The organism is Aliivibrio sp. 1S175, assembly GCF_001690985.1.
Lineage (GTDB): Bacteria > Pseudomonadota > Gammaproteobacteria > Enterobacterales > Vibrionaceae > Aliivibrio.
The window spans coordinates 324,944-346,886 of sequence record NZ_MAJS01000046.1 but is presented as its reverse complement, the minus strand read 5'-3'; the positions used below and the strand labels follow the sequence as shown (position 1 = coordinate 346,886).

Below are 21,943 nucleotides of genomic sequence, written 5' to 3'. Positions count from 1 at the left end.
GCATAAATAAAGTAAACCCAGCATTGAGTGATCAATGCTGGGTTTTTTTATTATTCGTAACAATTGACGCTCATAATCTAATCTCAGTATATAATTCTGAAACGGAAAGAAGTTTTTGTGTTTGGTTTTTGTCGCTCTAAAATTTGCTTAAAACTAACTTGTTCACAATCAAATAGATGCCTTATTTTTAATTCTATTAATAAATATCTGCGTTGCATCACAATATTACATACAGACAAATAAACTAATAAAGTCGGAATAACTAGTGTTAAATACCAAATCAACAACTTAGCTTAGGTAGATATGAGATATCTTAGTGTAAATAGCTTATAAATTTGATCGCCATCTCATAAATAGTGCATGATTTTTAAGAAAAAAGTTGGCGAAAATCAGATGGTTGGCATACACTGTCCTTAGTTGATGCAATGTTAAGTCGTTGTTCTAACAATTCAGTTTCCGGTTACAGTAAATACTGTAACTATCTCTAACGTAACCTGAGGGTAGTTTTTATGGCACTCACTAAAGCTGATTTGGCTGAGACCTTATTTGAAAAAGTTGGATTAAGTAAACGCGACGCCAAGGAAACGGTAGAAGTATTTTTCGAAGAGATTAAGCAAGCTCTAGAGAGTGGCGAGCAAGTAAAGTTATCTGGTTTTGGTAATTTTGACTTACGCGAAAAGAGTGAGCGACCTGGACGTAACCCAAAAACTGGGGAAGATATTCCAATTTCTGCACGCCGAGTTGTTACATTTAAACCGGGTCAGAAACTGAAAGCTCGTGTTGAGAGTCTACCGGTAGAAAAATAATCTTGCCATCTTGAGCTAAGAAAAATGAAAGCTGTATAACATTTATTTGTTATGCAGCTTTTTTGTATTTATCAATATAAGAGAGTATGGCTCAACTCACACAAATGTTGTTATCTTGTTATTTTATTGTATTGCTAGTGGTACAGTTTTTTGGTTGAATATATTACCAAGGAAGAGAAGTACCAATGGATCATATTTCATTTATTCAAAATACATTAGATTTATCTACCTCAGTGAAAGAAGTGACTTGGCAACTTGCTAACGGAACTCAAGTCATTTTACACAGTCGTGGCGTAGTGGAGTTTGTTCCTGAATTGGATTTTGAACCTCATCGAGCCATTGTGCTTTCATCCGGTATTCATGGTAACGAAACCTCACCAATAGAGTTGCTTGATCAGATTATTGAAGACATACAAAGTGGGAGGTTATCACTTTCTCAGCCTTGTTTATTTATCTATGGCCATCCCGCGGCAACTCATCAACACACTCGTTTTATTGATACCAACCTAAATCGACTTTTTAGCCACCACCAAGATGAAAATAAAGACATTGTTGAAATCGACTTAGCCAATCGTTTAATGCGAAGCGTAGATAGCTTTTTTACCAAGCATAATGCAAAAGAAAAATGGCATTTAGATCTACATTGCGCTATTCGTTCATCTCAGCACTATACCTTTGCAATACACCCATATAATCAACATTATAAGCGCTCAGAGCCATTATTAGATTTCCTATCACGCAGTAAAATAGAAGCGTGTTTATTTTCTGAAACTCCTGCATCCACGTTTAGTTGGTACAGTGCCGAATATTATGGTGCACATGCGGCAACGGTTGAGCTTGGTAAAGTATCAAAAATGGGGGAGAACGACTTAACCTTACTTTCTGAGTTTAACGAAGCATTAAGAGATCTGATCAGTCACGCTGATTATTTTGAGCAGTCGTCGTCTGATTCGACATTGATAGAATACCAAGTCACGCGAAGCATTATGAAACAAAGCAGCCAATTTACGTTTCATTTCCCTAGTGATCTCGCTAACTTCACGTCATTTACTGAAAACGACGTACTCGCTACCGATGGTGATGTGCAATATACCGCTCAAGCTAGTGGTGAGAGCGTTGTCTTCCCTAATGCCAACGTAGAAAATGGGCATAGAGCGTGTCTATTGGTTCAGAAAATAAAGACAGATTGATTTAAAAATGAACTTAAGTAATTGTTCGCTTTACCAAATAGATTCACTTGTTATGATGATAGAAACAAAATAAAAGGACATAAAATCATGACAGCACCAAGTTGGGATCTCTCTATTGCCTTTCTATCACTTGATGATCCAAAGCTAATCGACACTATTGCTCATATTGAGCTTCGTATTTCTGAATTCTCATTTTTTGACGTCAATCTTGAGGCTGCGAATTTACAGCAAGCGATTATCGAGAAAGAATCAATTTCAGTTCAGCTAGCAACCGTAGCGAGCTATGGAAATTGCATTGCTTCTGTTGACGCTTCAAACGCACAAGCCAAAGCCTTAGTGAACCAAATGACTAAGTTATCTTCGGATCTTTCACAAGCCTTCAGCCCGTATTTAGATGCGATTGTGAATGCACCAACGGAGTTGTTTGAATCAGTATTGTCGTTGAGTGATGATCTTGAAGCACAACGCTTCTTATTAGAAGAAGAGAGAAAGTTAGTAGCAACACGGTTAAGTGTAAAAGAAGAGCAATTACTGTCCGCTATGAGTGTCGATGGTAAAAATGCGTGGGGTCGTTTATACGATAACATAACAGGCTCTATGAAAGTGACCCTGCAACTTCCAGATGGCACAAAGGAGACTATAGGTTTATCACAAGCGGCAAGTATACTTTATGGCAGTGATACGCTTCGTAGAGAGTCTGCCTGGTGTGCGATTCAATTCGCTATGAAGCAAAATCAAGAAAGTTTTTCGGCGATCCTAAATGCATTAGCAGGCTGGAGATTAACTGAATATCAAAAACGCAGTTCAGTGAATGATCTTCATTTTCTTGAGCCAAGCTTACACGGCAGCCGTATTGAGCAAGTCACACTAGATAGCATGATGTCAGTTGCGAAGAAGAATCGGGCAGTAGGCCAAAAAGCAGGGCGCTTAATGGCTAAGATGTTTGGGACTGAGCAGTTAACCCCTTGGGACCAACTTGCTTCTATGCCTCCGCTTATTGGCGAAGCCTCTCAGTATAGCTTTGATGAAGCGATTGATATCATTAAGGACGCATTTGCAGGTGTTTCGCAAGAAATGGCCGATTTTGTTGATTTGATGGTAAAAAATGGTTGGATCGATGCCGCGCCACAAGAAACAAAACGTCTTGGCGCTTACTGTACTAAATTTGCTGACTCTAGAACGCCACTGGTCTTTATGACATGGGGCAATAGCATGTCCGATGTATTGACGTTAGCGCATGAGCTAGGTCACGCCTTCCATAATTGGGTGATGCGAGGCATGCCATTGTGTAAAACTAAATACCCAATGACATTGGCAGAAACCGCGTCGATCTTTGCTGAAAATGTCGTACGTGATGCGCTGCTTGCTAAAGCTAAAACCAAAGAAGACAAAATTGAAATGCTATGGGAAGAGTTATCTTCTGCACTAGCACTAACCATTAATATTCCTGTTCGCTATGAGTTTGAAAAAGCCTTTTATGAGCAACGATCAAATAAAGAACTAGGGCCAGAACAACTGTCTGATCTAATGAGTAAGACTTGGACTGAATGGTATGGGGATTCAATGTCAGAGCCGGACTCACTATTCTGGGCAAGTAAATTGCACTTTAGTATTCCGGAAGTGAGTTTTTATAACTACCCATATTTGTTTGGTTATTTATTTAGTATTGGCGTATATGCACAACGAGAAGCGAAAGGTCAACATTTCTATCGTGATTATGTGAGTTTACTGCGTGATACTGGCTCTATGCGAGCAGAAGAAGTGGTTGAAAAACATTTGCAGATGGATTTAACCAAAGAAACGTTTTGGCAACAGAGCTTAGACAGAGTAAGCCAACAAATTGATGAGTTTGAGCGATTGATAGGCTAGTTTCTAAACTTATACCAATGTAACTAATGAGTGATTTAACTAGTAATAATGATCAGATAATTAATCGAATTGATATTAATAACAGATAATAAAAAAGCGCCTTACTGATAAACAGTAGAGGCGCTTTTTTTATATCTATCAAACAGCAGTGTTTTTTAGATAATTACTGATTAGTCACGGAAGTTCGTGAATTGGAAAGGTTGACCAAAGTCACCTTCACGTACAAGCGCCATTGCCGCTTGAAGATCATCACGGTTTTTACCTGTAATACGAAGTTGTTCACCTTGAATTGCAGCTTGAACTTTAATTTTTGATGCTTTGATTTCTTTTACTAATTTCTTAGCGATAAGCGCGTCAACACCTTGTTTAAAGTCGATATCTTGGTAAAAGTTCTTACCAGAATGAACGGTATCTTTGACATCCATAGAACGAGCATCAACACCGCGCTTTGCAAGGTTACCACGTAAAATATCAACTAACTGAGACAGTTGGAAGTCATCTTCCGCTTTAATCTTGATGTTTTCGCCCTTTAATTCAAAGCTAGCATCAACGCCACGAAAATCGAAACGAGTAGCTAATTCACGAGTCGCGTTATCGACCGCATTTTTTAGTTCAACATTATCAACTTCAGAAACGATATCAAAAGCAGGCATAGTTTAAATCCTTAAATTAACGAGATGTTTTAATTGTATTTGATAACATGTCTAACATAGTCACGGTATCTTCCCAACTTAGGCATGGATCAGTAATTGATTTACCGTAAGTTAAGTTGGTTAAATCCGTCATTGGTTGATTGCCTTCTACAATGAAGCTTTCAGCCATAATACCAACGACTTTATTGCTACCAGATTCGATTTGAGCACAAATATCTTTGGCTACATCAAGTTGGCGACGATGCTGTTTTTCACAGTTTGCATGGCTAAAATCGACGATTAGGTGAGGTGGTAAGCCAACATCCTCTAAACGCTGACAAGCATCAGTCACTGAATCAATATCAAAATTTGGCTTATCATTACCACCACGAAGGATGACATGACCAAATGGATTACCCGCAGTGCGATATACCGTCATGCGACCTTGTTTATCTGGCGAGTAGAAGAAATGAGACGCTTTAGCTGCACGAATCGCGTCCATCGCAATTTGAGTGTTGCCATTTGTCCCGTTTTTAAAGCCAACAGGACAAGAAAGAGCTGACGCCATTTCACGATGAATTTGAGATTCTGTTGTACGAGCACCAATAGCGCCCCACGTAATTAAATCTGAAATATATTGACCAGTGATCATATCTAAAAACTCAGTCGCGGTAGCTAAACCTAGTTTGTTGATATCAAGCAGAAGCTTACGAGCTTTATGTAAACCGGCTTCCAGTGCGTAGCTACCATCTAAGTTAGGATCAGTAATTAATCCTTTCCAACCTACAATAGTGCGTGGTTTTTCAAAGTAAGTACGCATAACGATGAAAAGTTCATCTTTATATTTGTCTTGAATATTGGCTAAGCGTTGTGCGTAATCCAGTGCTGCTGCTGTATCATGTACAGAGCATGGACCAACAACGACTAAAAGACGTTTATCTTTGCCAGTTAAAATAGCTTCAACCTGCGCGCGAGATTGCTCAACATGTTCAGCAACATCATCGGTAATAGGGTGAGCAGTCGTTAGCTCAGCAGGTGTTGGCATAGGGCCTAAAGGCTGAGTACGAAGTTCATCTGTTTGAAATGGCATAGTTTCGCCTGTTAATTCTTTAATACACCAGAGTAAGATAACGGAAAATTAGAATGGATGAAACCCAAAACTTAATACAGATAAAGAAGTGGGCGTAAAAGTAGCATTATTGTATCGTTTAGGCTTGAGTTGTTGCTCATGTATAGGTATGTTCAACATAAATAACATTTAATAATAAAACCAAATCAATGGGTTCATTGGAGCGAGCATGACTGACACAATTTTATCAACGCTAACACGTATGGCGAGTTTACCTTCTTACCAATCTAAAACAGATTCAACAGACTCTCTTTATGTATCTATTGCAGGGTTAATTCAAGAGCATTTATTTTATCATCCAAAAGCCGTGATCGAAGCGCCTAAAATGAGTGATATTGATGCTCAAAGCCTTGCTCTTATTATAGAAAGCGCTTCAGATGGTAAAACACACTTTATCGATACGTTGACTGAGGTTATTTTAGCGAGTATCACTGAAGAAACCAAAGAAGTGAAAATTTCATTTTCAGATGCAGACAGCGCCGCATTTGGAAGCTTACTGATAGGCCAATTAGAAGCAAAAGAAGTTAACCCGATGATGGGCGTTCGTGGAGTTACTCGTTTTGCATCTGATGAGAGTGCAGAGCAGTTTGCTTTAGAGTGTGCCGTAATTAAAAAAGTCATGGAAGGGACATCCGCAAGCGTTCAAATCGTTGTTCCTTTTGTTCGAAACCTAAGTGATGCGGCGACGATTATTGATCGCTTAGCAATTTATGGTCTTCCACGTGGCTTAAATGGTTTAAAAGTACATTTCGTATGTGACGTACCAGCTGCAGCATTAATGGCTGATAAACTGCTTCAATATTTTGATGGTATGGTTGTAAATGTAGATACATTAACGCAGTTTACATTAGGTGTGGATAAGCAAAACGAAGCATTAGAACATCATTTTGATCCACAAAACGAAGCGGTACTTCACCTTGTTGGTCAAGCTATTCAAGCGGCGAAAAAAGCAAATAAACCCGTAGTAACAACCATTGACGAATTAGCTCAAAATCCTAAAGTTCAAGAGTTATTAGACCAGTTAAGTGCAACAGAGGTTGTTGTTACTGCATAACATCTAAAGTTTAATAAACATGAGATAATAAAAACGCCTTTAGGTTATGAAAAACCTAAAGGCGTTGTTGTATATCATCAGTAAGTAAATGTTGGTTATTTATCGATTGCTATTTTTTCGATATCTATAATTTTTGAACGGTTAACAATGATTTTCCAACGATGTAGCTGTGTACTGTAATCATCCATAGTTTCACGCACAATTAAGTTTATTAAGTGACGCTTTTCAACGGATTCTTTTGTCACTTGTCCATCGTTTAATTGATAAATCTTTTGAGATCCTTTCTCCATTAAACGAGCAATAGGGCGTAAGTCAATCAGCATGGTTTCACGGGTTTGCTCATAACCACTCATAAACTTCGTGATTGCCATCTTTGTTTGGCTCTTGTATGACAGAATAACCTCTTCTCGTTGCACTACGCGATGCTTGCGAAGTTTCTGAATATCAGAATCCAACTCTGAAAACGTCATGTAATCAAGCCATTCTAACTTTCTTCCAACATAGGTATTTGTGGTAGGGTCAAGATAGCGTTTACGCCATTTTGGTTGACCTTTACGTATCCAACGCCACATAACATCACGTAAATCATCCTTAAACACTTCACGCATGGCATAAATAAACGAAACAGCAAAAATAAACGAAGCGGTGATCTCACCCAAAAATCCGCGAGCTTGAATAACCATTAAAGAAACAAAAATCATAACAACCGCAGTTGCACCACCTTTAACCGCTCGTTTAATGTGTTTACCTAGAGCTAAGTTTTTCTCTTTAAGTACGATAGGGAATTCGATCAAACGACGTAATAGGCGCATTTTATTCGACATTCGAGTCATGTCGTCGCGAGCTTTACCAGAGTTATAGCTTTTATCAAGGCGATGGAGTGCTTCTTGTTCGCAAATATCAACAAGGCGTTCTTTAACCAACTTGTATTCTTCGTTTCTTGGCATATGAGCAAGTAACGATAGGAAGCGTTGCTCTGTATACCAAGATAAATAGTTGTCTATGTTGGCATAATAACGTTTTAACGTATCATCATAAGGTACGTTACGTCGTAACTTTCTAAGAATGTCGACAGCAAGATCTATCGCATCATCAACTTCTTGATGAGTAATTTCTTTACGAGAGGTATCATTAAGTTGCTGCACTGCTTTTTCTAATGCAAGGGCATATTGATAAGCGTATAGACTCAAACTTAAACGATATTGTTCGGTAGACAAACGGCCACGTTGAGCAAGACGAGAGTGTACAAGAGGAAGGTGGTTTTTATCACTGAAATACGTACGTTGGCTTTGAATCGAATTGTAATAAAATTCAGATTCAGAAACCATCTCTTTGTTTAAGCCGAGCTCGCCCGGAACAAAAAGATACATCTCTAGTTCATGCTGCTTAGATTCTTCAACAATATGTGAGATTTTTAGTGATAAGCCATCTTTCTTACCAACTGTAATCACAGGAAATTCCTATAAAAATGGTAATTCATACAGCAAGCATATCAGAGTTAAGGTATAATCGCCGAGTATTTTATTTAGGAATTGAAGTAATGATTAAAATTGGTCAAATCAACAAATTAGAAGTAACAAAAACTGTAGATTTTGGTGTCTTTTTAGATGGCGGAGATTATGGTTCTATTCTTCTTCCAAGTCGTTTTGTTCCAGAAGGCACAGCAGTCGGTGAAGCGCTTGATGTGTTTATTTATCTTGATTCAGAAAATGAAGTGGTAGCTTCAACAGAAACACCAAAAGCACAAGTTGGTCAGTTCGGCTTAATGAACGTGATTGGCACAAACAGCATTGGTGCATTCGTTGATTGGGGTATTGCTAAAAAAGACTTATTAGTTCCATTTAGTGAGCAACGTGGCCGCTTAGATGAAGGTCAAAATATCCTTGTTTATGTATACATTGATAAAGCATCTAGCCGTATTGTCGGTACTACTCGTTTTAACAAATGGTTAGATAACACGCCTGCTAATTATGAGAGAGGCCAACAAGTTGACATCTTAATTGCAGAACGCACAGATCTTGGCTACAAAGCCGTTATCAATGGCGAGCATTGGGGTCTGATTTTCCATTCTGATGTATTTGGTAAGCTTTTCATTGGTAAGCAACTTAAAGCGTTCATCGCAGAAATGCGTGAAGACGGTAAAATCTCACTTTCTCTACAACGCCCAGGCGTAGCTCGTATGGATGATTTAAGTGAAAAAGTTATCGCAACCTTAGAGAAAAAAGAAGGCTTCTTACCTCTAACTGATAAATCATCTCCAGATGCGATCTTTACTGAATTTAGAACAAGTAAAGGCACGTTTAAAAAGACAATTGGTGGTTTATATAAAGCGGGTAAAATTACTATTGAAAAAGATGGAATCTACCTAGTAACAGCTAAATCTGAATAAAACAGATAATTTCCCTAAAAAAATAGCCCGTAACGATTCCTGGTTACGGGCTTAGGGAAATGGCTCGAGAGCCTTGCGCTAATAAAATGGAGAACATTACTTTATTGAGCGTAGTACACTGTCATAACTTGTCCAGTTTTCCCTTTCTGAACCTTATATTTTTCTCTCTATAATTCTCTATAGTGAGTGATTTTATTTCGACCTGTATTTTTTGAGTGGAATAAAGCTTTATCAGCTTGTTCAATCACATCATCTAATAATACATTCGGCTTATTTATAGTCGTAATTCCGGCACTCAGTGTTATTTTCTCATTCAACGTATTATATTTATCGATCTGTTGACGTACTTTTTCAGTAAACTGAATGACACGTTTAGGATTACTCTCATTGATAAAGATAATAAACTCTTCGCCATCATACCTTGCCGCTAATATGTTGGGATATTGTGAGATAGCTTTACCTACAATAGTAATGATTTTATCTCCAACGATATGCCCATAAGAATCATTAATTCGTTTAAATAAATCGATATCCAGCAAGATAATAGAATAGGGGGAGAAAGTAGAAGATTGATTTTGATTACGAATAAGAGGAGAAACCATGTTGTGGAAAGTACGGCGGTTAAATAATCCAGTTAAGTAATCACGATTAAGAATATGAGCCAACTTTTTGTGTCGACGGTTAAGCAATCTTAATAAAATGAGAATGATAGCCATCAAGCTAAAGAGAAGCCCGGATAAGCTGTATAATAGGGTGTTTGTTGGACGATTTAATTCATCTCGAGATATGCCAGAGACAATTGCCCAATCTAAATAAGGGTAATAGATATAAAGTACGTCTTTTTGATAAGTGCTGTCATTCAACGTTATTTGGTAGCTATAGTCCTCGACATTAGCAGCGTGTGAGGTTGTCTCTGACATGCCATTAACTAAATTCATTTGTAAGCTATAACGAGTGGCTGATTGTTGGATTTTTTTAAGTAAACCATCAGCACGCTCACCAATTAGGCTTCGTATGTTTTGGCCTTCATAGCTTGGGTGAAGAATTAACTCTCCAGTTAGGTTGATAACATACACATAGCCAGTATCACCGTATTGGTATTTGTTTAGCTTGTCTTTAAGAATAGTTTTGTCTATGAAGTGCAATAACTCATCTTTATAAGCACTGGCAGAGATAATAAAATCGAGCTCCTCTATATAAATAGAGTAGGCAAGTTTTTTACGTGGCTTCTTTTCGCCAGGGTTTATCCATAAATACTCAACAAAATGGTCATTATTATCAATTTGTTCTTGAATATGACGGTATTCACTGACATTTCGTCCTTGGAAAATAGGGTGATAAACTAATTTTCCTTTAGAGTTTAATATATAAGAATAGCCAGTATCTCCAATTCTATTAGAGTTAATATACTCTTGAATAAATGATTCTTTTTGTTCTTCTGTGAACGAAGGAGACTCTTGGATTTGAGTAATGAACTTAGCCGACGTTGTTACTATCCCCCTTAAGTATCGTTTTATTGATTCATTTAAGGCAGTATCAACAATGTCATAGCTGGCTTCAATGGAGTTATTGAACGCTTGAAATGAAGACGAACGTATCGTTTTTTCGACAGATTGAAAACTTTGAATACTGAATGTTAATGAAGTAATCGCGATGCCAACAAGTAACAAAATTAAAATAGGCTGTAATAATTTACAATGGTGAAAACGAGATTGTGACATGAGATAAATCCTTTTAACGGTATGTGCGATTCTATTTTAAAAGGAGCGTTCAAGCAAGTTGTTCTGATTTTGCTCATTTTGAATATTAAATAGACAAACGGTTGATAATAATAAAAAAAGACTTGCAGAGTAAAAAGGAACTCGATATTATCCATCTCGTTCTCAAGGAGAAGTTAATTACTTCCCGGTTAACGATTTGCCCGCTTAGCTCAGTTGGTTAGAGTACTTGCATGACATGCAAGGTGTCACTGGTTCGAGTCCAGTAGCGGGCACCACATTATACGAAAGAGCCCACCTAGTGTGGGCTTTTTTGTGCCTGCAATTCCTGTCTAATCAATTATCTAGCTGCTTTTTGTCTATTTCTGTTTTGTAACATCTATGATTTGAAGTAACACGGTTCGTAACCTTTTTTCAATCACGTATTTTCGAGGTTACTTCAGAGGTTCAAATGGCTATAAAAGCACAGTTCTTAACGGCAGCTCAAGTTAAACTAAAAGATTAAGAATATAACTTAAGTGATGGTAATGGTCTTGCACTTCGAATAAAGTCAATCGGTAGTAAATTTTGGATATTTAATCACCAGCGACCAATCACTAAAAAGCGAGCTAATCTTACTCAGGTAAATTCCTGCTTGGTGACATTACCGCTCCACAAGCCATAAAAACCATTAAGCCAATTGCGAACCAAGGTAAGTTAGAAACGGTAGGGCGATTGTGTCGTAATTTAAATGAGATCATGACCTTTGCTGTGAATACTGGTGTTATCGAACATAATAGACTTGCTGGTATTGGGAAAGCGTTTGAAACTGCAAAAGTTACTAACCAGACATCGCTAGATCCTAAAGATCTACCAGAACTGTTAAAAACGATTAATTAGGTATCTATTAAGCCTATCACACGCTGTTTGTTAGAATGGCAACTTCATACAATGACAAGACCTACCGAGACTGCTGGTGCTCGCTGGGATGAAATAGACAAAGAAAAAATGCTTTGGGTTATCCCAGCTGAACGAATGAAGAAGGGAAGGGTACATACCGTCCCATTAACAAAGCAAACCTTAGACTTATTAGAAACGATTGATTTTATCACTGGCGAGAGTGAATACCTTTTCCCTGCTGGTAAAAGCAATAAAAATCATATAAATAAAGAAACAGCTAATAAAGCATTGGTGCGAATGGGATTTAAGGGAAGACAAACTTCTCATGGCCTTCGAGCATTAGCTAGTACTACCTTAAATGAACAAAACTTCGATGCGGATATTATTGAAGCGGCACTCTCTCATGTTGATAGAGATAAGGTTCGAAGTGCTTATTATCGCACAGACTACCTTGAACGACGTAAGATTCTAATGATGTGGTGGAGTGACCATATTGAAGAGGCGGCTACTGGTAGCTGATCTATAAACACCAGCTTCCAAATGTGACGATTAATGTCATCTCGCTCAAAGCCCATTTCTACAGGGTGCAATCCTTCTCGTCGATGGTAATAGCTGGTGTTTCGAAAGTTCACTGAAAGTCGATTGATGTCAGTACGAAGAGAAAAGCTATCGAGTACCACCTCAAGATGACGATGCAAATTTTTAGGTAATGCTAGCTCTTTACCATGAACAACTACTTCTCTTTTCATTAGATAAGTCCTCGTTCAGCAAAAGAGACGCAAGGTGAGCCAACCACCACATTGTCAAGCACTCGAATATCTAGCAGTTCAGCTGCTTTCTCAAAGACTTGTAAGGCCGTCATAGGTGAAGTGGTAACGTAATCAGTAGGGTGCATAATAGGTTTCCTTGAAAGATATATGTGTATATTCAAGGTGGTGATATGTGCTTGAGAATTTGCTGAAATTTGAATGCGCGAATTGGGATTCTTGATAACCTAGAATAAATTGAGAGTGCTCCAGGTGGTATATTTAAGAGTTAGTATATAAAAATCAGATAACGCTCTATTGTGAGGGGACAAATGTCCTCTTCATTCTAGATGATCCTGTTTTATGATTCTGGCACTGATAATAATAAAGGATAAAAAACATGGACCTATTTTCTCTATTAGATATAAATAATACGCTAGTCAATATTCCAATTGGTGGTGGGTATGCCATGAGTTGGGTAGAGGGCTTTGGTACTATTTTTGGTTTATTGTGTATTTGGTTTGCAAGCCAAGAAAAAACCATCAATTACGTTTTTGGTTTACTGAACGTTACATTATTTGCAGTCATTTTCTTTCAAATACAACTTTATGGCCTGTTATTACTTCAGCTCTTCTTTTTCTGTGCCAACATCTATGGCTGGTATGCATGGACAAAACCTAACTCTAGTGGAGAAACACTTGAAGTTCGTTGGTTAAGTAAATCCAAACTTCTTGCTATATCAGGGGTTCGGTCACACGATAGCTTTTATACCGATGAAGAAGAGCAACTCTGCCAGTATTGGAATAAGAAAGGCATTTTAGGTGCAGATATGGAAACGTCAGCACTATTCACTGTAGGGAGACTTCGTGGATTACAGGTTGCTTCTATTCTTAATAATGTCGTTCTTTACCAACAAGACGTGAAAGAGGGCGTTAATCAATATGTTAATGATAATGCAGCAATGATGAATGGCGAAAGATTAGCGGCCATTACCGCATTAGAAGCGCTATGTAAGCAAGGAGCATAAAGTAAGTAACATTGTGCTTTAGTGAATTAAAGCGATCTAAAGCACAACTTATGGGCAAAAGGCTAGAAAGAGTTGTGTTTAGAGTTGGATCTAATTATCGTTGCAGCCATTGTTTCTAGATGAGTTCATTATGAAAATCAGTCCTTATTCTTCTGGTCGCTTTTACTCATTCTTAGCCAGTAAAAGTAATAAATTTAAAGAGCTGCTTTATCAATGCCAAGTAAGTACAGGTTATGTTGATATAGGTACAGAAATACTTCGTCAAGGTGAGGCGCTAGATTACATTTATATTGTTCCTGGTGGTCGTGTGTCTATGAGTATTTTGGCTCTTAATGGGCGACGATTTCAGCTTGGTGAGGCTAACTGTGATTATCATATCTTTGGGGAAATGGAATTTTTCACTCAAACGCCTTGTCAGTGGACAGTCGCAGCTGATGAGTATTTGCAAGTAGATACGATTTGCTTAAAAGCGTTAACTAAAGCCTTGTATAAACAGCCAGAGATGATGTTCTTTTTTGCGGCAGCGCTAGCAGAAGATTACCAAGACTCTATGGATATTTATACCAACCGTTTGTTACATCCTATTGCGTATAATATTGGATATGACCTATTAATGCAGAAAAGTGGTATAACTGCGGCATTAGGGAGTTTTGATAAAGTACTTCAAGAAGCCGAGCGATTTGGAACGTCTGAAAGAGTATATCGAAGAGCAGTTAAAAGTCTGGTAGATAAAAATCTCATTGAAAAAAGTGATCAAGGTTTAATCATTATTAATGAAGATGAATTGAGATCTTTTTTAGAAGGCCATGAATAGAACATAAAGCTCGCATCGAAAGGTGCGGGCTTTTTTGTTTTTGGCTTGTCCTGAAATGTGTTTACACCTTGATTATAATAAATTCTTTTTAGATAAACTTATTACCGACTTCATTATTAATATCTATTTGTGTCGAAATGTGCGGTTAATTGATGAACTTCCGGTTCTTTTTTTAGTAATCCTTTGTCTTGTGTTGTTCCCATTCGGCGTAAGTAATAATGTACTAAAGCTTTGCGAGTTGTGATTTTTAACTCTTTATTTTCCATAGCATAATCGTCAGCAACGATACATTGTTGTTTTTCAGATAAGTAGGGATTAGGTGTAATCGTTAACTGAACTTGGTGATTCCAATCATCATCATATTCTCGTGTATTTAGTGATCTATCCATTAAGTCAGGTTCGTTTCTAAAACGGCTTAATACAAAGTCACGATAACTACTTCTATCTTCACAAAATGCTCTCACATGCCATCTAATACCATCATAGACCAAGCTATGAGGAGCAATTATACGCCCTCGAACTTCAGGTGTAGATAGAGACACGTAATCAATATCGATACGAAGATTAGCCCTTGCGGCAGCAATTAAACTTCGAACGATTTTTGGCGATATAGCCCTTTCAGGAACATTCAATACTGTCGATTGAGCTTCCCCCCAATTAAAGAATTCAAATGTTTCTTCTTGGTTATACTGTTGATGAAGCATCATAAGGTATTCATGAGCAGTACCTTGAGTAAACCGAGGCTTAAAGCTATCTGCTGGCCTGTAACCCTTAATTGTCCTATCTAGTATCAATTGATCTTGGCCTGTAAGACTAATGTATTTATTGATATCTCTAGAAGCCTGTTGGCGGCCTATATGAAAAGCGTCACATAGGTGATTTGTTGTCAGTCGACCTTCCCACTGGGCTATGATTTCAATTAATCGAAATCTTACTTGTTGGTCCCACTTAATATCTACTTGAATCATGTTCCTGCTCACAAATGCTACATGTTGATGTGTACAGTATATACATGTAGCCATAAAGTACATATATTTATTATGGATATTGAGAAGGGCGTATTAGATTCAGAAGCCATTTCTGTGAGAGCATAAATTATATGGCAGCTGCAACCTGATTTAGTTGCCACAAATTCAAACTGGTTGATTTTCAGTCAAGAAAAACAACAAAGATCGAGATAAATACGATGATGTATGCCGGATTAACCAAAGTTATCGCAATAAATTCCTATCAGAAAAACAAGATGTTTTCAGAGTATTACTTTGATTCTCCCACTCAGATCACTGGCGGTAACGGAGAAGGAAAAACATCATTATTAAGGCTTATTCCGTTCTTTTATGGAGCGACTGGCACGCAGATCGTCAGGAAATCGAATGTTAATAAACCCTTTGTAGAATGGTACTTACCACACAGCAACAGTTATATTGTTTTCGAGTACATTACTGCTCGTGGTCAAGTTGCTCATGTCATTTGTTATCGAAACCTCAGTACTAAAGGTGGCATTGTTTACCTTTTCGTTAAAGGTCAGTTTGAACAATCAGTGATCATTAAACAAGACAGCGAAGAAAAGCCATACGCTATTGCCTGTACAAAATTGGCCGCAGAACTGGCCGTTAACGGTTTGGATTATGAGTCCCGTATTACTAGTGTCAAAGAGTACCGCGAAATTATCCAAAACATTAATGCAGGAACTTTGAACAATCAGTTTCTAAGTTATTCTTTGTGCTCTGGCCGTCATGATGTTCGTCATATCGAAAAAATCACCGCCGCATTGATTCAGGGTGAATTCAACATGGCGGACACCAAGGCGCTTTTTCTTGATATTCTTGAACAAGGTAATAGCACACTAGAATTTGGTGTGGATGCGAACAGAATTGAACAATGGTGCGATGACTACAGCGGTCTAACAGCTTTCCTAGATAAAAAAGACGCATTCATTGAAGCTATTGCGAACAATCAGCAGATCGCGTACTTAACCACTCAGCTCGCCAATGCCTTAACAATCATTCGTGAAGCCTCTGAAAACCTTGATGAGTCCCGTAAGAAAACAGATCTAATGCGCGCAGACTTTCTTGAGAATAGCGATAGGAAGATTGGCGAAATTAATGAAAAAAAGCTCGATAAAGAGGTTCGACAGAATGCTCTTCAACGTTCTATTACAAGTATTGAGTCTGAGATCGACGTTCATCACAGCAAGCTTATAACATACGAAAATAATGGTTACCCAGAACTGTCGGTTAAGCTTAAGCAACTTCCAGAAATGGAAGATAAGGTGACACATCAAAGACAAAGTTACGCCGATCTTGAAATTAAGTTCAATGATGCGAAAGCAAAGTATGAGAAAGACAAACAAAGCCTTGTTAGTAAGTTCAATAAAGAAAAGTCTGACCTAATAGAGCAAAAACTTGATGCCGAAAAAGAATTCAAGGTTAAGAAAGATAAGATAGACGCTGTGTATCAGCCACAGTTAAAGGAACTGACCGAATATCATACAAGTTTCACTACTGACAAATCTTCGACTCTAATGAAGCGTAAGGCTGATCTAGCCACTCAAAAACAGCGACTAAAAAATCCTGATATTGATGAGCTTCTCATTGAACAGAGAGAACAATTGGAGTTAGAGAAGGACAGATTGCAAGAGGAAGTCGATACGTTAAAACACACGACACTTGTGAGCGAGAAGGAAGGAGCCAACTTACAAACTAAACGTGAAAAGCAACTCGAAAGCTTAGAGGACACTCGTCGTAACAAGCGCGATGCCGAAGCTAGATTCAAAGTAGTCAGTAACCGATTAGACCCAGATTCAGGAACCTTGTTCTCGTTCCTAGAAGCTAATCGACAGGGATGGCAAAGCTCTCCACTTGGTCGTGTTCTTACCGATGAGCTTTTGATGGACACGACACTCACACCGTCAATGACTGAAAATTCAGGTTCTATGTATGACTTGTACATCGATACGAGCAGCCTAGCTGATTGTAGTGTCACCAACAAAGCTGATGTTGAAGAGCAGGCTCGATTGATGGATCTTATCGATGAGCTTGACGATACAGAGACCGATTTTAATAAGAAAATTTCAAAAAATAACTCTGCTGTTAAACAGTCAGGTCTAGAGTTGTCACGACTACGCAATGAGCTGCGCAACGCTGAAGGTGACCTAGCTCAAACTAAGGTTAACCTTAACAATAAGAAAATAGAGATTGCTCGTGCAAAAGAGGGCTTAATCGAAAAAATAAATATAAGCATCAAATCGATTGAGAAAGCCATATCCCAGATTGAGCGAGAAGTCTCATTGGCGCTTGAGAGTTTTAAAGAGGCAAAATTAGAGCTAAACAACGATAGGCTTACTCAAATTGGCAATATTGAATCATCACTTGCTCTCACGATCGGCGCTATAGATGAACTACTGGAAAAAAGTACTTTGACGTTAGGCGAGAACAAACAGCGTATCAAAACGGAGTATGAACAGCGGTTGAGCAAACAAGGTATTAGCGGTGAAATCTATCAACGCTATAAAGAAGAAATTGAATTTCTTGATAATCAGATCAAAAACTTAAAAGCGAAGTCTCATAAGATCAAAGAATATGAGACATGGATTGCTGTTTATGAAGTGGATGACCCTAAGAGGCGTGACGATCGTAATACTAAGGCAAAAGAACTTGAAGCGGTGCATCAAGAAGTTAAATCTTTAGAAACAAAACTGATAGAGCTTAGAGTCGAAGCTAATCGAACCAAGAAAGAGTTTGATGAAAAACTATCTATCTTAAAGAACCACAAGCAGCGAGCTGACAGTGCAATCTCTCGCCTAACTAACTACGTGATGTTTGAGGGCGAAGAAGGGAGCCAAGAAGAGAACGACTATAACGGCGATTTAAATTCACTATTGAATGATGTGGAGAGCAAACTCCCGGAGTTAGAGAGACTTACTAAGCAACGTAAAAAAGATATACAACAAATGGAAACTATCACTCTCAACCTTGGTGACGGGGAACTGTATCGTTTCTGGAATGAAAGCAGCCGAAACACTATTACAGAAGATATTGTTGCTAGTGACTCTAAGCGAATAGATATACTAGAAATCATCATGAATGACATTATTCCTCAAGTGACCCGTATAACAATTGAAAGCGCGGTCAACATGGGGCGCATGCTCGTTGACTTCAAGCATCGGCTACTTGGCTTCGATCGTGATATTAAGAAACTTGGTCGCAATATTTCCGAACAAGTAAAGGTCAATAACACTTTTTCGGTGGTTGGTTCTATTGACATTAACGTTGAAAGTACACTTTCCAAACTACAAGGTTGGGAAGATATTATTAACTTCTCTGAGATTTATGAAGAGTGGGATAAAACGGGATCTGCTGAGCTACCAACTAAAGAGTTTTACAATGCTTTAGATACACTGACTTATCATATTAGTGCCGAGAAAGTTAAGAAGCCCACTGAGCTGTTTGACATCAAATTTGAAGTTATCGAGAACAACCAGCGTAAAACCGCCAAAACAGATAAAGATATGCGTGACTTAGCCAGTAATGGCACGAACTTGCTTATTCAATCCATGTTGTATTTAGCGCTACTGACGCAACAACGTGGAGCAAGTCGACTATCAATAACTTACCCAACCGATGAGATTGGTAAACTGACGGCAGAAAACCAAGCCAAACTGCTTAAGATGATGGGATCACACAACTTCAATGTTATTGCGGCTCAGCCCGATGGTAATAACCGTACAGCCAATTTATTTAAGTACCTGTACCACTTAACGCCTTACAAGAACATTTTCAACAAACCTAAAGTAAGTAAACTCGCGTTAGCCAAAGCCGCTGAAACTAGCACAGGAGTAGAAGCATGAAGCCAGTATCACAAGTCCTAGAGTCTCTACTTAGTGGTAGTTTTATCTGCCCAGCAACTGATCGTGAAGCTTACAAGACGCTTAAAGAGGGCCGTACGTGCCGAGAAATTAATCAAGCGTTGACTCTTATGAACCGAGAGCTTCAGTGTACGAGCCGAACCAGCGCCTATTATGTCACTTATAAGAGTGTAGACGATCACAATCGTCGTCAGGTGACCGCGCTGATGAACAATGTACACGGTATTATTCGACCAGTGGTTAAGTTTGTAGCGACAGTCAGTGAGGCTGCTCAAGTTGAAGCTGTGATGGTTGGTGGCGATGAGTTAAGTGTGCCTGTCTTGAGCGCGCAAATCCAATCGTCTCCTAGTTTGATGGAGAAACTCGATAGTATTTATCGACTTCCAAAAGTGAGTCGAAAAAAAGTGCGCGACAGTGCAACTGAAAAACTCAATGTGGTTATCGAATTTTTGATCAAAGAAGGGGTGGCTCATTTAGTAAACAAAGAGCGTCAGCTCTATGTGATGACCGGAAAACTAGACTTTGTTTACGAGGTGCTCGATTTCATCGATACGCATGAAAAGATTGTTGAGGCAGTTAACAAAGCAAACGAGAACCAAGAGGAGTTCGACTTTTGATGAGCTCTCAAAACAATGGGAAACATGGTGGTGTCAACCACATGCTTAGCTTAATCAGCCAAGCAAAGGACACATTAACTCATGTTTTTGAAAATGGCACGATACGTGAAACTCATGAGAACGCCAACGACCTACGTAAGTTAAAAGAAGCCCGCGTTGTTATCGTGACAAGCCGCGGCTACCGTGTACATCCTAAGATGGAAGCACTGATGAACTATTTCCTTGAAACGGAAGCCAGTTCGTTTCTTGGGACTCAACACGCTGAGCGCATTCCAGAAATTCAGAACCTCGCACAAGAATATCTGGAAGCTAAATTAAATGGCAAAAGCGAACAAGAGGCAGATAGGTTTAATAGCCTTGAAGGGGTAGTCTATGAAATTACAATGGATTTGCAAGAGTCTTGTCGTCGCCTAAGAAACCGTATCAGTTATGACTTTGGTTATGGTCATACGCTCGTCCAAAAGCAAAAAGAGAACCAAGTCGCTATAGAGCAAGCTGAAAAGCTTGTTAGTGGCATGAAAGCTTTTTCTTTTAAGTTGTTGAGTGAAACGGCTGGAGATAACTCAGAGCTCAACACCTTGTTTTGTACTGAAATGCACAGAGCTATTCGTAGTTGCCAACAAGAGCTCGGCTCTATCCTAATTCAACTTCGAGCTTTGATGCTGAAGTATCGTAACCGAGAGCGTGATAAAGACCTGATCAACGCCTTTGATCGGTTTATTGATCAAGAGCCACACTGGACACCAAGTGACGATTTGATTTTGCCCGATGAGATAGCAAAGCACGATGGCATACCGACGTTTTGGCTTTCAGAGCCGATTGAATTTGCGCACCATCCAAATCCTGATGATATGGACCAAGAGCCAGAATTGGCCGATATTGTTGAGAAAATCACGGCACAACCTGTCGAACAAGATGAACTTCCGGTTGTTGAAGAAGCTGAGCGCCGAGAATTGACACTTGATGTTGAAATACAAGAGCTGATTGAAGCGGACATTGATTCTCATTGCGATACCTTTTTTGCTGAAGCCTTTATTGGGAAGGGAAAAATCAGTATTTCCGCCTTGGAATATTACGAGCAAATCAATGGTGACTTACCAGAAGATCTTGACCAACTCACTTGCGCTAAAGATGTGTGGTTATTTAGTGTGCTTAATTTCCATACTTCAATGCTTCCAGAAGATAGCAAAGGCTTTATCGTCGAGCCTATCGGGTCTTATACCTATTTAGCAACAGGTAGCAATATAGGTTATGGCAACCTTCACTTAGAAGATGTGTCTATAGCGAGGAAACTGTGAGTAGAATTATTGAGAATATAACCAGTAGTGATTTAAATCGGCTTAAACAACTTTTTTCTCCAGCGAAGGTTAAAGACGGTACCAATGTAGTGCTGAGTGGCGTTTTTGAGATTTTTCACCGCGACTTTAGTGTTGGAATTACCAGTGGTGAAAAGTTACAGCTAACGTCTAGAGATATACGTCAAATTAGGAAGGTGATTAAAGAACAGTCAGGTTTTGATCTTTTAACTGATCCCATCCCGAATTCTCGAACGGATATGGCTCAGTTCTTTCCAAACGAGAAGCTAAGTTCAAGACCTGTCAAAGAGAAGATAATTAAAGTTTATGGGCTTTTATCAACGAATATAAATGGCAGGAAATACGATTTAGAAGAGGGCATGAATATTGAAATCTCTCTAAGTTGTTTGAAAAGTATCGACCACAATCAAATCGTGATTGTTGAAAACTACGAAGCATTTTCAAAATTTAGATTGGTACAATCCGATATGGGTTCAAATCCTTTGATAGTTTATCGAGGAGATAAAGAAGGAGGGGTTATATCAAAAGAGATTGCACTCGCTTTTCCAGAGATAGAACTGGTTGCTTGGTTTGATACCGATCCTAAAGGTATTTCTTTAGCCTTCGCATCGGGGGCTGGTTATATACTCATTCCTGATTTATCAAAAGAAACACTTAAAGACCATGGACGCTCGAATCTATTTAATAATCAGTACCAAAACTGGGAGCAAGTATCAGCACTCATTCCGCCTAAGCTAAAGTTATTAATGTCTAGTGTAGAAAAAGGGATAACCCAAGAATCAATTATGGCAAACGGTATAAGCGTGAGGTTATACAAAATCTAGTAACGATATTGCTCTAAAGGTAAGTATCACGAATTAATTAAGCAGCAAAGATCTGTTATTTTTAAA

Annotated in this window: 17 protein-coding genes, 1 tRNA gene and 3 pseudogenes; 14 read left to right on the top strand and 7 right to left on the bottom strand. The window is 38.6% G+C overall.

Annotation, left to right across the window (positions count from 1 at the left end):
• The first annotated feature begins 509 nt into the window (after positions 1-509).
• The 3 genes from A6E06_RS14520 (at position 510) to A6E06_RS14510 (ending at position 3,865) form a co-directional block, all read left to right on the top strand.
• On the top strand, positions 510-806 hold the full coding sequence (locus A6E06_RS14520) for an integration host factor subunit alpha (protein ID WP_060990903.1): 297 nt from the start codon (positions 510-512) through the stop codon (positions 804-806).
• A gap of 185 nt (positions 807-991) precedes the next feature.
• Positions 992-1,996, top strand: a complete 1,005-nt coding sequence (locus A6E06_RS14515; RefSeq protein ID WP_065591034.1) for a succinylglutamate desuccinylase — start codon at positions 992-994, stop codon at positions 1,994-1,996.
• Positions 1,997-2,083: 87 nt separating this feature from the next.
• Entirely contained in the window at positions 2,084-3,865 is a 1,782-nt protein-coding gene (locus A6E06_RS14510) for a M3 family oligoendopeptidase (protein WP_065591035.1), read from the top strand.
• 170 nt (positions 3,866-4,035) lie between these two features.
• Here the strand turns inward: A6E06_RS14510 and A6E06_RS14505 are convergent, their stop codons facing one another.
• The gene (locus A6E06_RS14505; RefSeq protein ID WP_065591036.1) at positions 4,036-4,518 is read right to left on the bottom strand and encodes a YajQ family cyclic di-GMP-binding protein; all 483 of its coding nucleotides are present in this window, start codon (positions 4,516-4,518) and stop codon (positions 4,036-4,038) included.
• Positions 4,519-4,534: 16 nt separating this feature from the next.
• The gene (locus tag A6E06_RS14500) at positions 4,535-5,587 is read right to left on the bottom strand and encodes a 3-deoxy-7-phosphoheptulonate synthase (protein WP_065591037.1); all 1,053 of its coding nucleotides are present in this window, start codon (positions 5,585-5,587) and stop codon (positions 4,535-4,537) included.
• Positions 5,588-5,795: 208 nt separating this feature from the next.
• Here A6E06_RS14500 and A6E06_RS14495 point away from each other — a divergent pair, with 208 nt between their 5' ends.
• Positions 5,796-6,680, top strand: coding sequence for a putative PEP-binding protein (locus A6E06_RS14495; RefSeq protein WP_065591038.1), 885 nt, complete (start codon positions 5,796-5,798; stop codon positions 6,678-6,680).
• 95 nt (positions 6,681-6,775) lie between these two features.
• Here the strand turns inward: A6E06_RS14495 and A6E06_RS14490 are convergent, their stop codons facing one another.
• Positions 6,776-8,131 carry a hypothetical protein gene (locus tag A6E06_RS14490; RefSeq protein ID WP_065591039.1) on the bottom strand — a complete coding sequence of 452 codons (1,356 nt, stop codon included), beginning with the start codon at positions 8,129-8,131 and terminating at the stop codon, positions 6,776-6,778.
• 89 nt (positions 8,132-8,220) lie between these two features.
• Here A6E06_RS14490 and A6E06_RS14485 point away from each other — a divergent pair, with 89 nt between their 5' ends.
• The gene (locus A6E06_RS14485; protein WP_065591040.1) at positions 8,221-9,069 is read left to right on the top strand and encodes a S1 RNA-binding domain-containing protein; all 849 of its coding nucleotides are present in this window, start codon (positions 8,221-8,223) and stop codon (positions 9,067-9,069) included.
• 167 nt (positions 9,070-9,236) lie between these two features.
• Here the strand turns inward: A6E06_RS14485 and A6E06_RS14480 are convergent, their stop codons facing one another.
• Positions 9,237-10,790: a diguanylate cyclase gene (locus A6E06_RS14480; RefSeq protein WP_065591041.1), complete on the bottom strand. Its 1,554-nt coding sequence runs from the start codon at positions 10,788-10,790 to the stop codon at positions 9,237-9,239.
• 198 nt (positions 10,791-10,988) lie between these two features.
• Between A6E06_RS14480 and A6E06_RS14475 the strand changes: the two genes are divergently transcribed.
• Together A6E06_RS14475 and A6E06_RS14470 are read left to right on the top strand one after the other, a co-directional pair.
• Positions 10,989-11,065 (top strand) — tRNA-Val (locus A6E06_RS14475).
• Between the two features lie 173 nt (positions 11,066-11,238).
• Positions 11,239-12,185: pseudogene (locus A6E06_RS14470) on the top strand (tyrosine-type recombinase/integrase).
• Here the strand turns inward: A6E06_RS14470 and A6E06_RS19650 are convergent.
• Both A6E06_RS19650 and A6E06_RS20005 read right to left on the bottom strand, forming a co-directional pair.
• Positions 12,113-12,415 carry a DUF2787 family protein gene (locus A6E06_RS19650; protein ID WP_083190346.1) on the bottom strand — a complete coding sequence of 101 codons (303 nt, stop codon included), beginning with the start codon at positions 12,413-12,415 and terminating at the stop codon, positions 12,113-12,115. The pseudogene A6E06_RS14470 and the gene A6E06_RS19650 overlap by 73 nt on opposite strands.
• Positions 12,415-12,561: a JAB domain-containing protein gene (locus A6E06_RS20005; protein ID WP_176703501.1), complete on the bottom strand. Its 147-nt coding sequence runs from the start codon at positions 12,559-12,561 to the stop codon at positions 12,415-12,417. The genes A6E06_RS19650 and A6E06_RS20005 overlap by 1 nt, the downstream gene beginning before the upstream one ends.
• Positions 12,562-12,812: 251 nt before the next feature.
• On the opposite strand from A6E06_RS20005, the pseudogene pnuC reads away from it, so the two are divergent.
• The 3 genes and pseudogenes from pnuC to A6E06_RS14460 all read left to right on the top strand — a co-directional run.
• Positions 12,813-13,148 (top strand): annotated as a pseudogene (pnuC, locus tag A6E06_RS20235) (nicotinamide riboside transporter PnuC); the annotation flags it as partial.
• Between the two features lie 9 nt (positions 13,149-13,157).
• A pseudogene (locus A6E06_RS20230) lies at positions 13,158-13,439 on the top strand (nucleoside phosphorylase); the annotation flags it as partial.
• Between the two features lie 130 nt (positions 13,440-13,569).
• Positions 13,570-14,253 carry a Crp/Fnr family transcriptional regulator gene (locus A6E06_RS14460; protein WP_065591042.1) on the top strand — a complete coding sequence of 228 codons (684 nt, stop codon included), beginning with the start codon at positions 13,570-13,572 and terminating at the stop codon, positions 14,251-14,253.
• Positions 14,254-14,369: 116 nt separating this feature from the next.
• On the opposite strand, the gene A6E06_RS14455 is transcribed toward A6E06_RS14460, so the two are convergent.
• Positions 14,370-15,221 carry a WYL domain-containing protein gene (locus A6E06_RS14455; RefSeq protein ID WP_065591043.1) on the bottom strand — a complete coding sequence of 284 codons (852 nt, stop codon included), beginning with the start codon at positions 15,219-15,221 and terminating at the stop codon, positions 14,370-14,372.
• A 218-nt stretch (positions 15,222-15,439) separates the two neighbouring features.
• Here A6E06_RS14455 and A6E06_RS14450 point away from each other — a divergent pair, with 218 nt between their 5' ends.
• From A6E06_RS14450 to A6E06_RS14435, 4 genes are read left to right on the top strand one after another with little or no spacing between them, the layout of a single operon-like run.
• On the top strand, positions 15,440-19,102 hold the full coding sequence (locus tag A6E06_RS14450) for an ATP-binding protein (RefSeq protein WP_065591044.1): 3,663 nt from the start codon (positions 15,440-15,442) through the stop codon (positions 19,100-19,102).
• Positions 19,099-19,737 (top strand): hypothetical protein, encoded by a 639-nt coding sequence (locus tag A6E06_RS14445; protein WP_065591045.1) that lies wholly within the window; start codon positions 19,099-19,101, stop codon positions 19,735-19,737. The genes A6E06_RS14450 and A6E06_RS14445 overlap by 4 nt, the downstream gene beginning before the upstream one ends.
• A complete protein-coding gene (locus tag A6E06_RS14440; protein ID WP_065591046.1) occupies positions 19,737-21,035 on the top strand; it encodes a hypothetical protein in 1,299 nt (432 codons plus the stop codon). Before A6E06_RS14445 ends, A6E06_RS14440 begins: the two co-directional genes overlap by 1 nt.
• Positions 21,032-21,877, top strand: a complete 846-nt coding sequence (locus A6E06_RS14435; RefSeq protein ID WP_065591047.1) for a hypothetical protein — start codon at positions 21,032-21,034, stop codon at positions 21,875-21,877. The genes A6E06_RS14440 and A6E06_RS14435 overlap by 4 nt, the downstream gene beginning before the upstream one ends.
• Positions 21,878-21,943: the final 66 nt, after the last annotated feature.

Coding starts and splice junctions, on each gene's coding strand:
- A6E06_RS14500 (WP_065591037.1), bottom strand. CDS start 5,587: ATGCCATTTCAAACAGATGAACTTCGTACTCAGCCTTTAGGCCCTATG.
- A6E06_RS14520 (WP_060990903.1), top strand. CDS start 510: ATGGCACTCACTAAAGCTGATTTGGCTGAGACCTTATTTGAAAAAGTT.
- A6E06_RS14510 (WP_065591035.1), top strand. CDS start 2,084: ATGACAGCACCAAGTTGGGATCTCTCTATTGCCTTTCTATCACTTGAT.
- A6E06_RS14480 (WP_065591041.1), bottom strand. CDS start 10,790: ATGTCACAATCTCGTTTTCACCATTGTAAATTATTACAGCCTATTTTA.
- A6E06_RS19650 (WP_083190346.1), bottom strand. CDS start 12,415: ATGAAAAGAGAAGTAGTTGTTCATGGTAAAGAGCTAGCATTACCTAAA.
- A6E06_RS14495 (WP_065591038.1), top strand. CDS start 5,796: ATGACTGACACAATTTTATCAACGCTAACACGTATGGCGAGTTTACCT.
- A6E06_RS20005 (WP_176703501.1), bottom strand. CDS start 12,561: ATGCACCCTACTGATTACGTTACCACTTCACCTATGACGGCCTTACAA.
- A6E06_RS14515 (WP_065591034.1), top strand. CDS start 992: ATGGATCATATTTCATTTATTCAAAATACATTAGATTTATCTACCTCA.
- A6E06_RS14445 (WP_065591045.1), top strand. CDS start 19,099: ATGAAGCCAGTATCACAAGTCCTAGAGTCTCTACTTAGTGGTAGTTTT.
- A6E06_RS14450 (WP_065591044.1), top strand. CDS start 15,440: ATGATGTATGCCGGATTAACCAAAGTTATCGCAATAAATTCCTATCAG.
- A6E06_RS14455 (WP_065591043.1), bottom strand. CDS start 15,221: ATGATTCAAGTAGATATTAAGTGGGACCAACAAGTAAGATTTCGATTA.
- A6E06_RS14485 (WP_065591040.1), top strand. CDS start 8,221: ATGATTAAAATTGGTCAAATCAACAAATTAGAAGTAACAAAAACTGTA.
- A6E06_RS14505 (WP_065591036.1), bottom strand. CDS start 4,518: ATGCCTGCTTTTGATATCGTTTCTGAAGTTGATAATGTTGAACTAAAA.
- A6E06_RS14460 (WP_065591042.1), top strand. CDS start 13,570: ATGAAAATCAGTCCTTATTCTTCTGGTCGCTTTTACTCATTCTTAGCC.
- A6E06_RS14440 (WP_065591046.1), top strand. CDS start 19,737: ATGAGCTCTCAAAACAATGGGAAACATGGTGGTGTCAACCACATGCTT.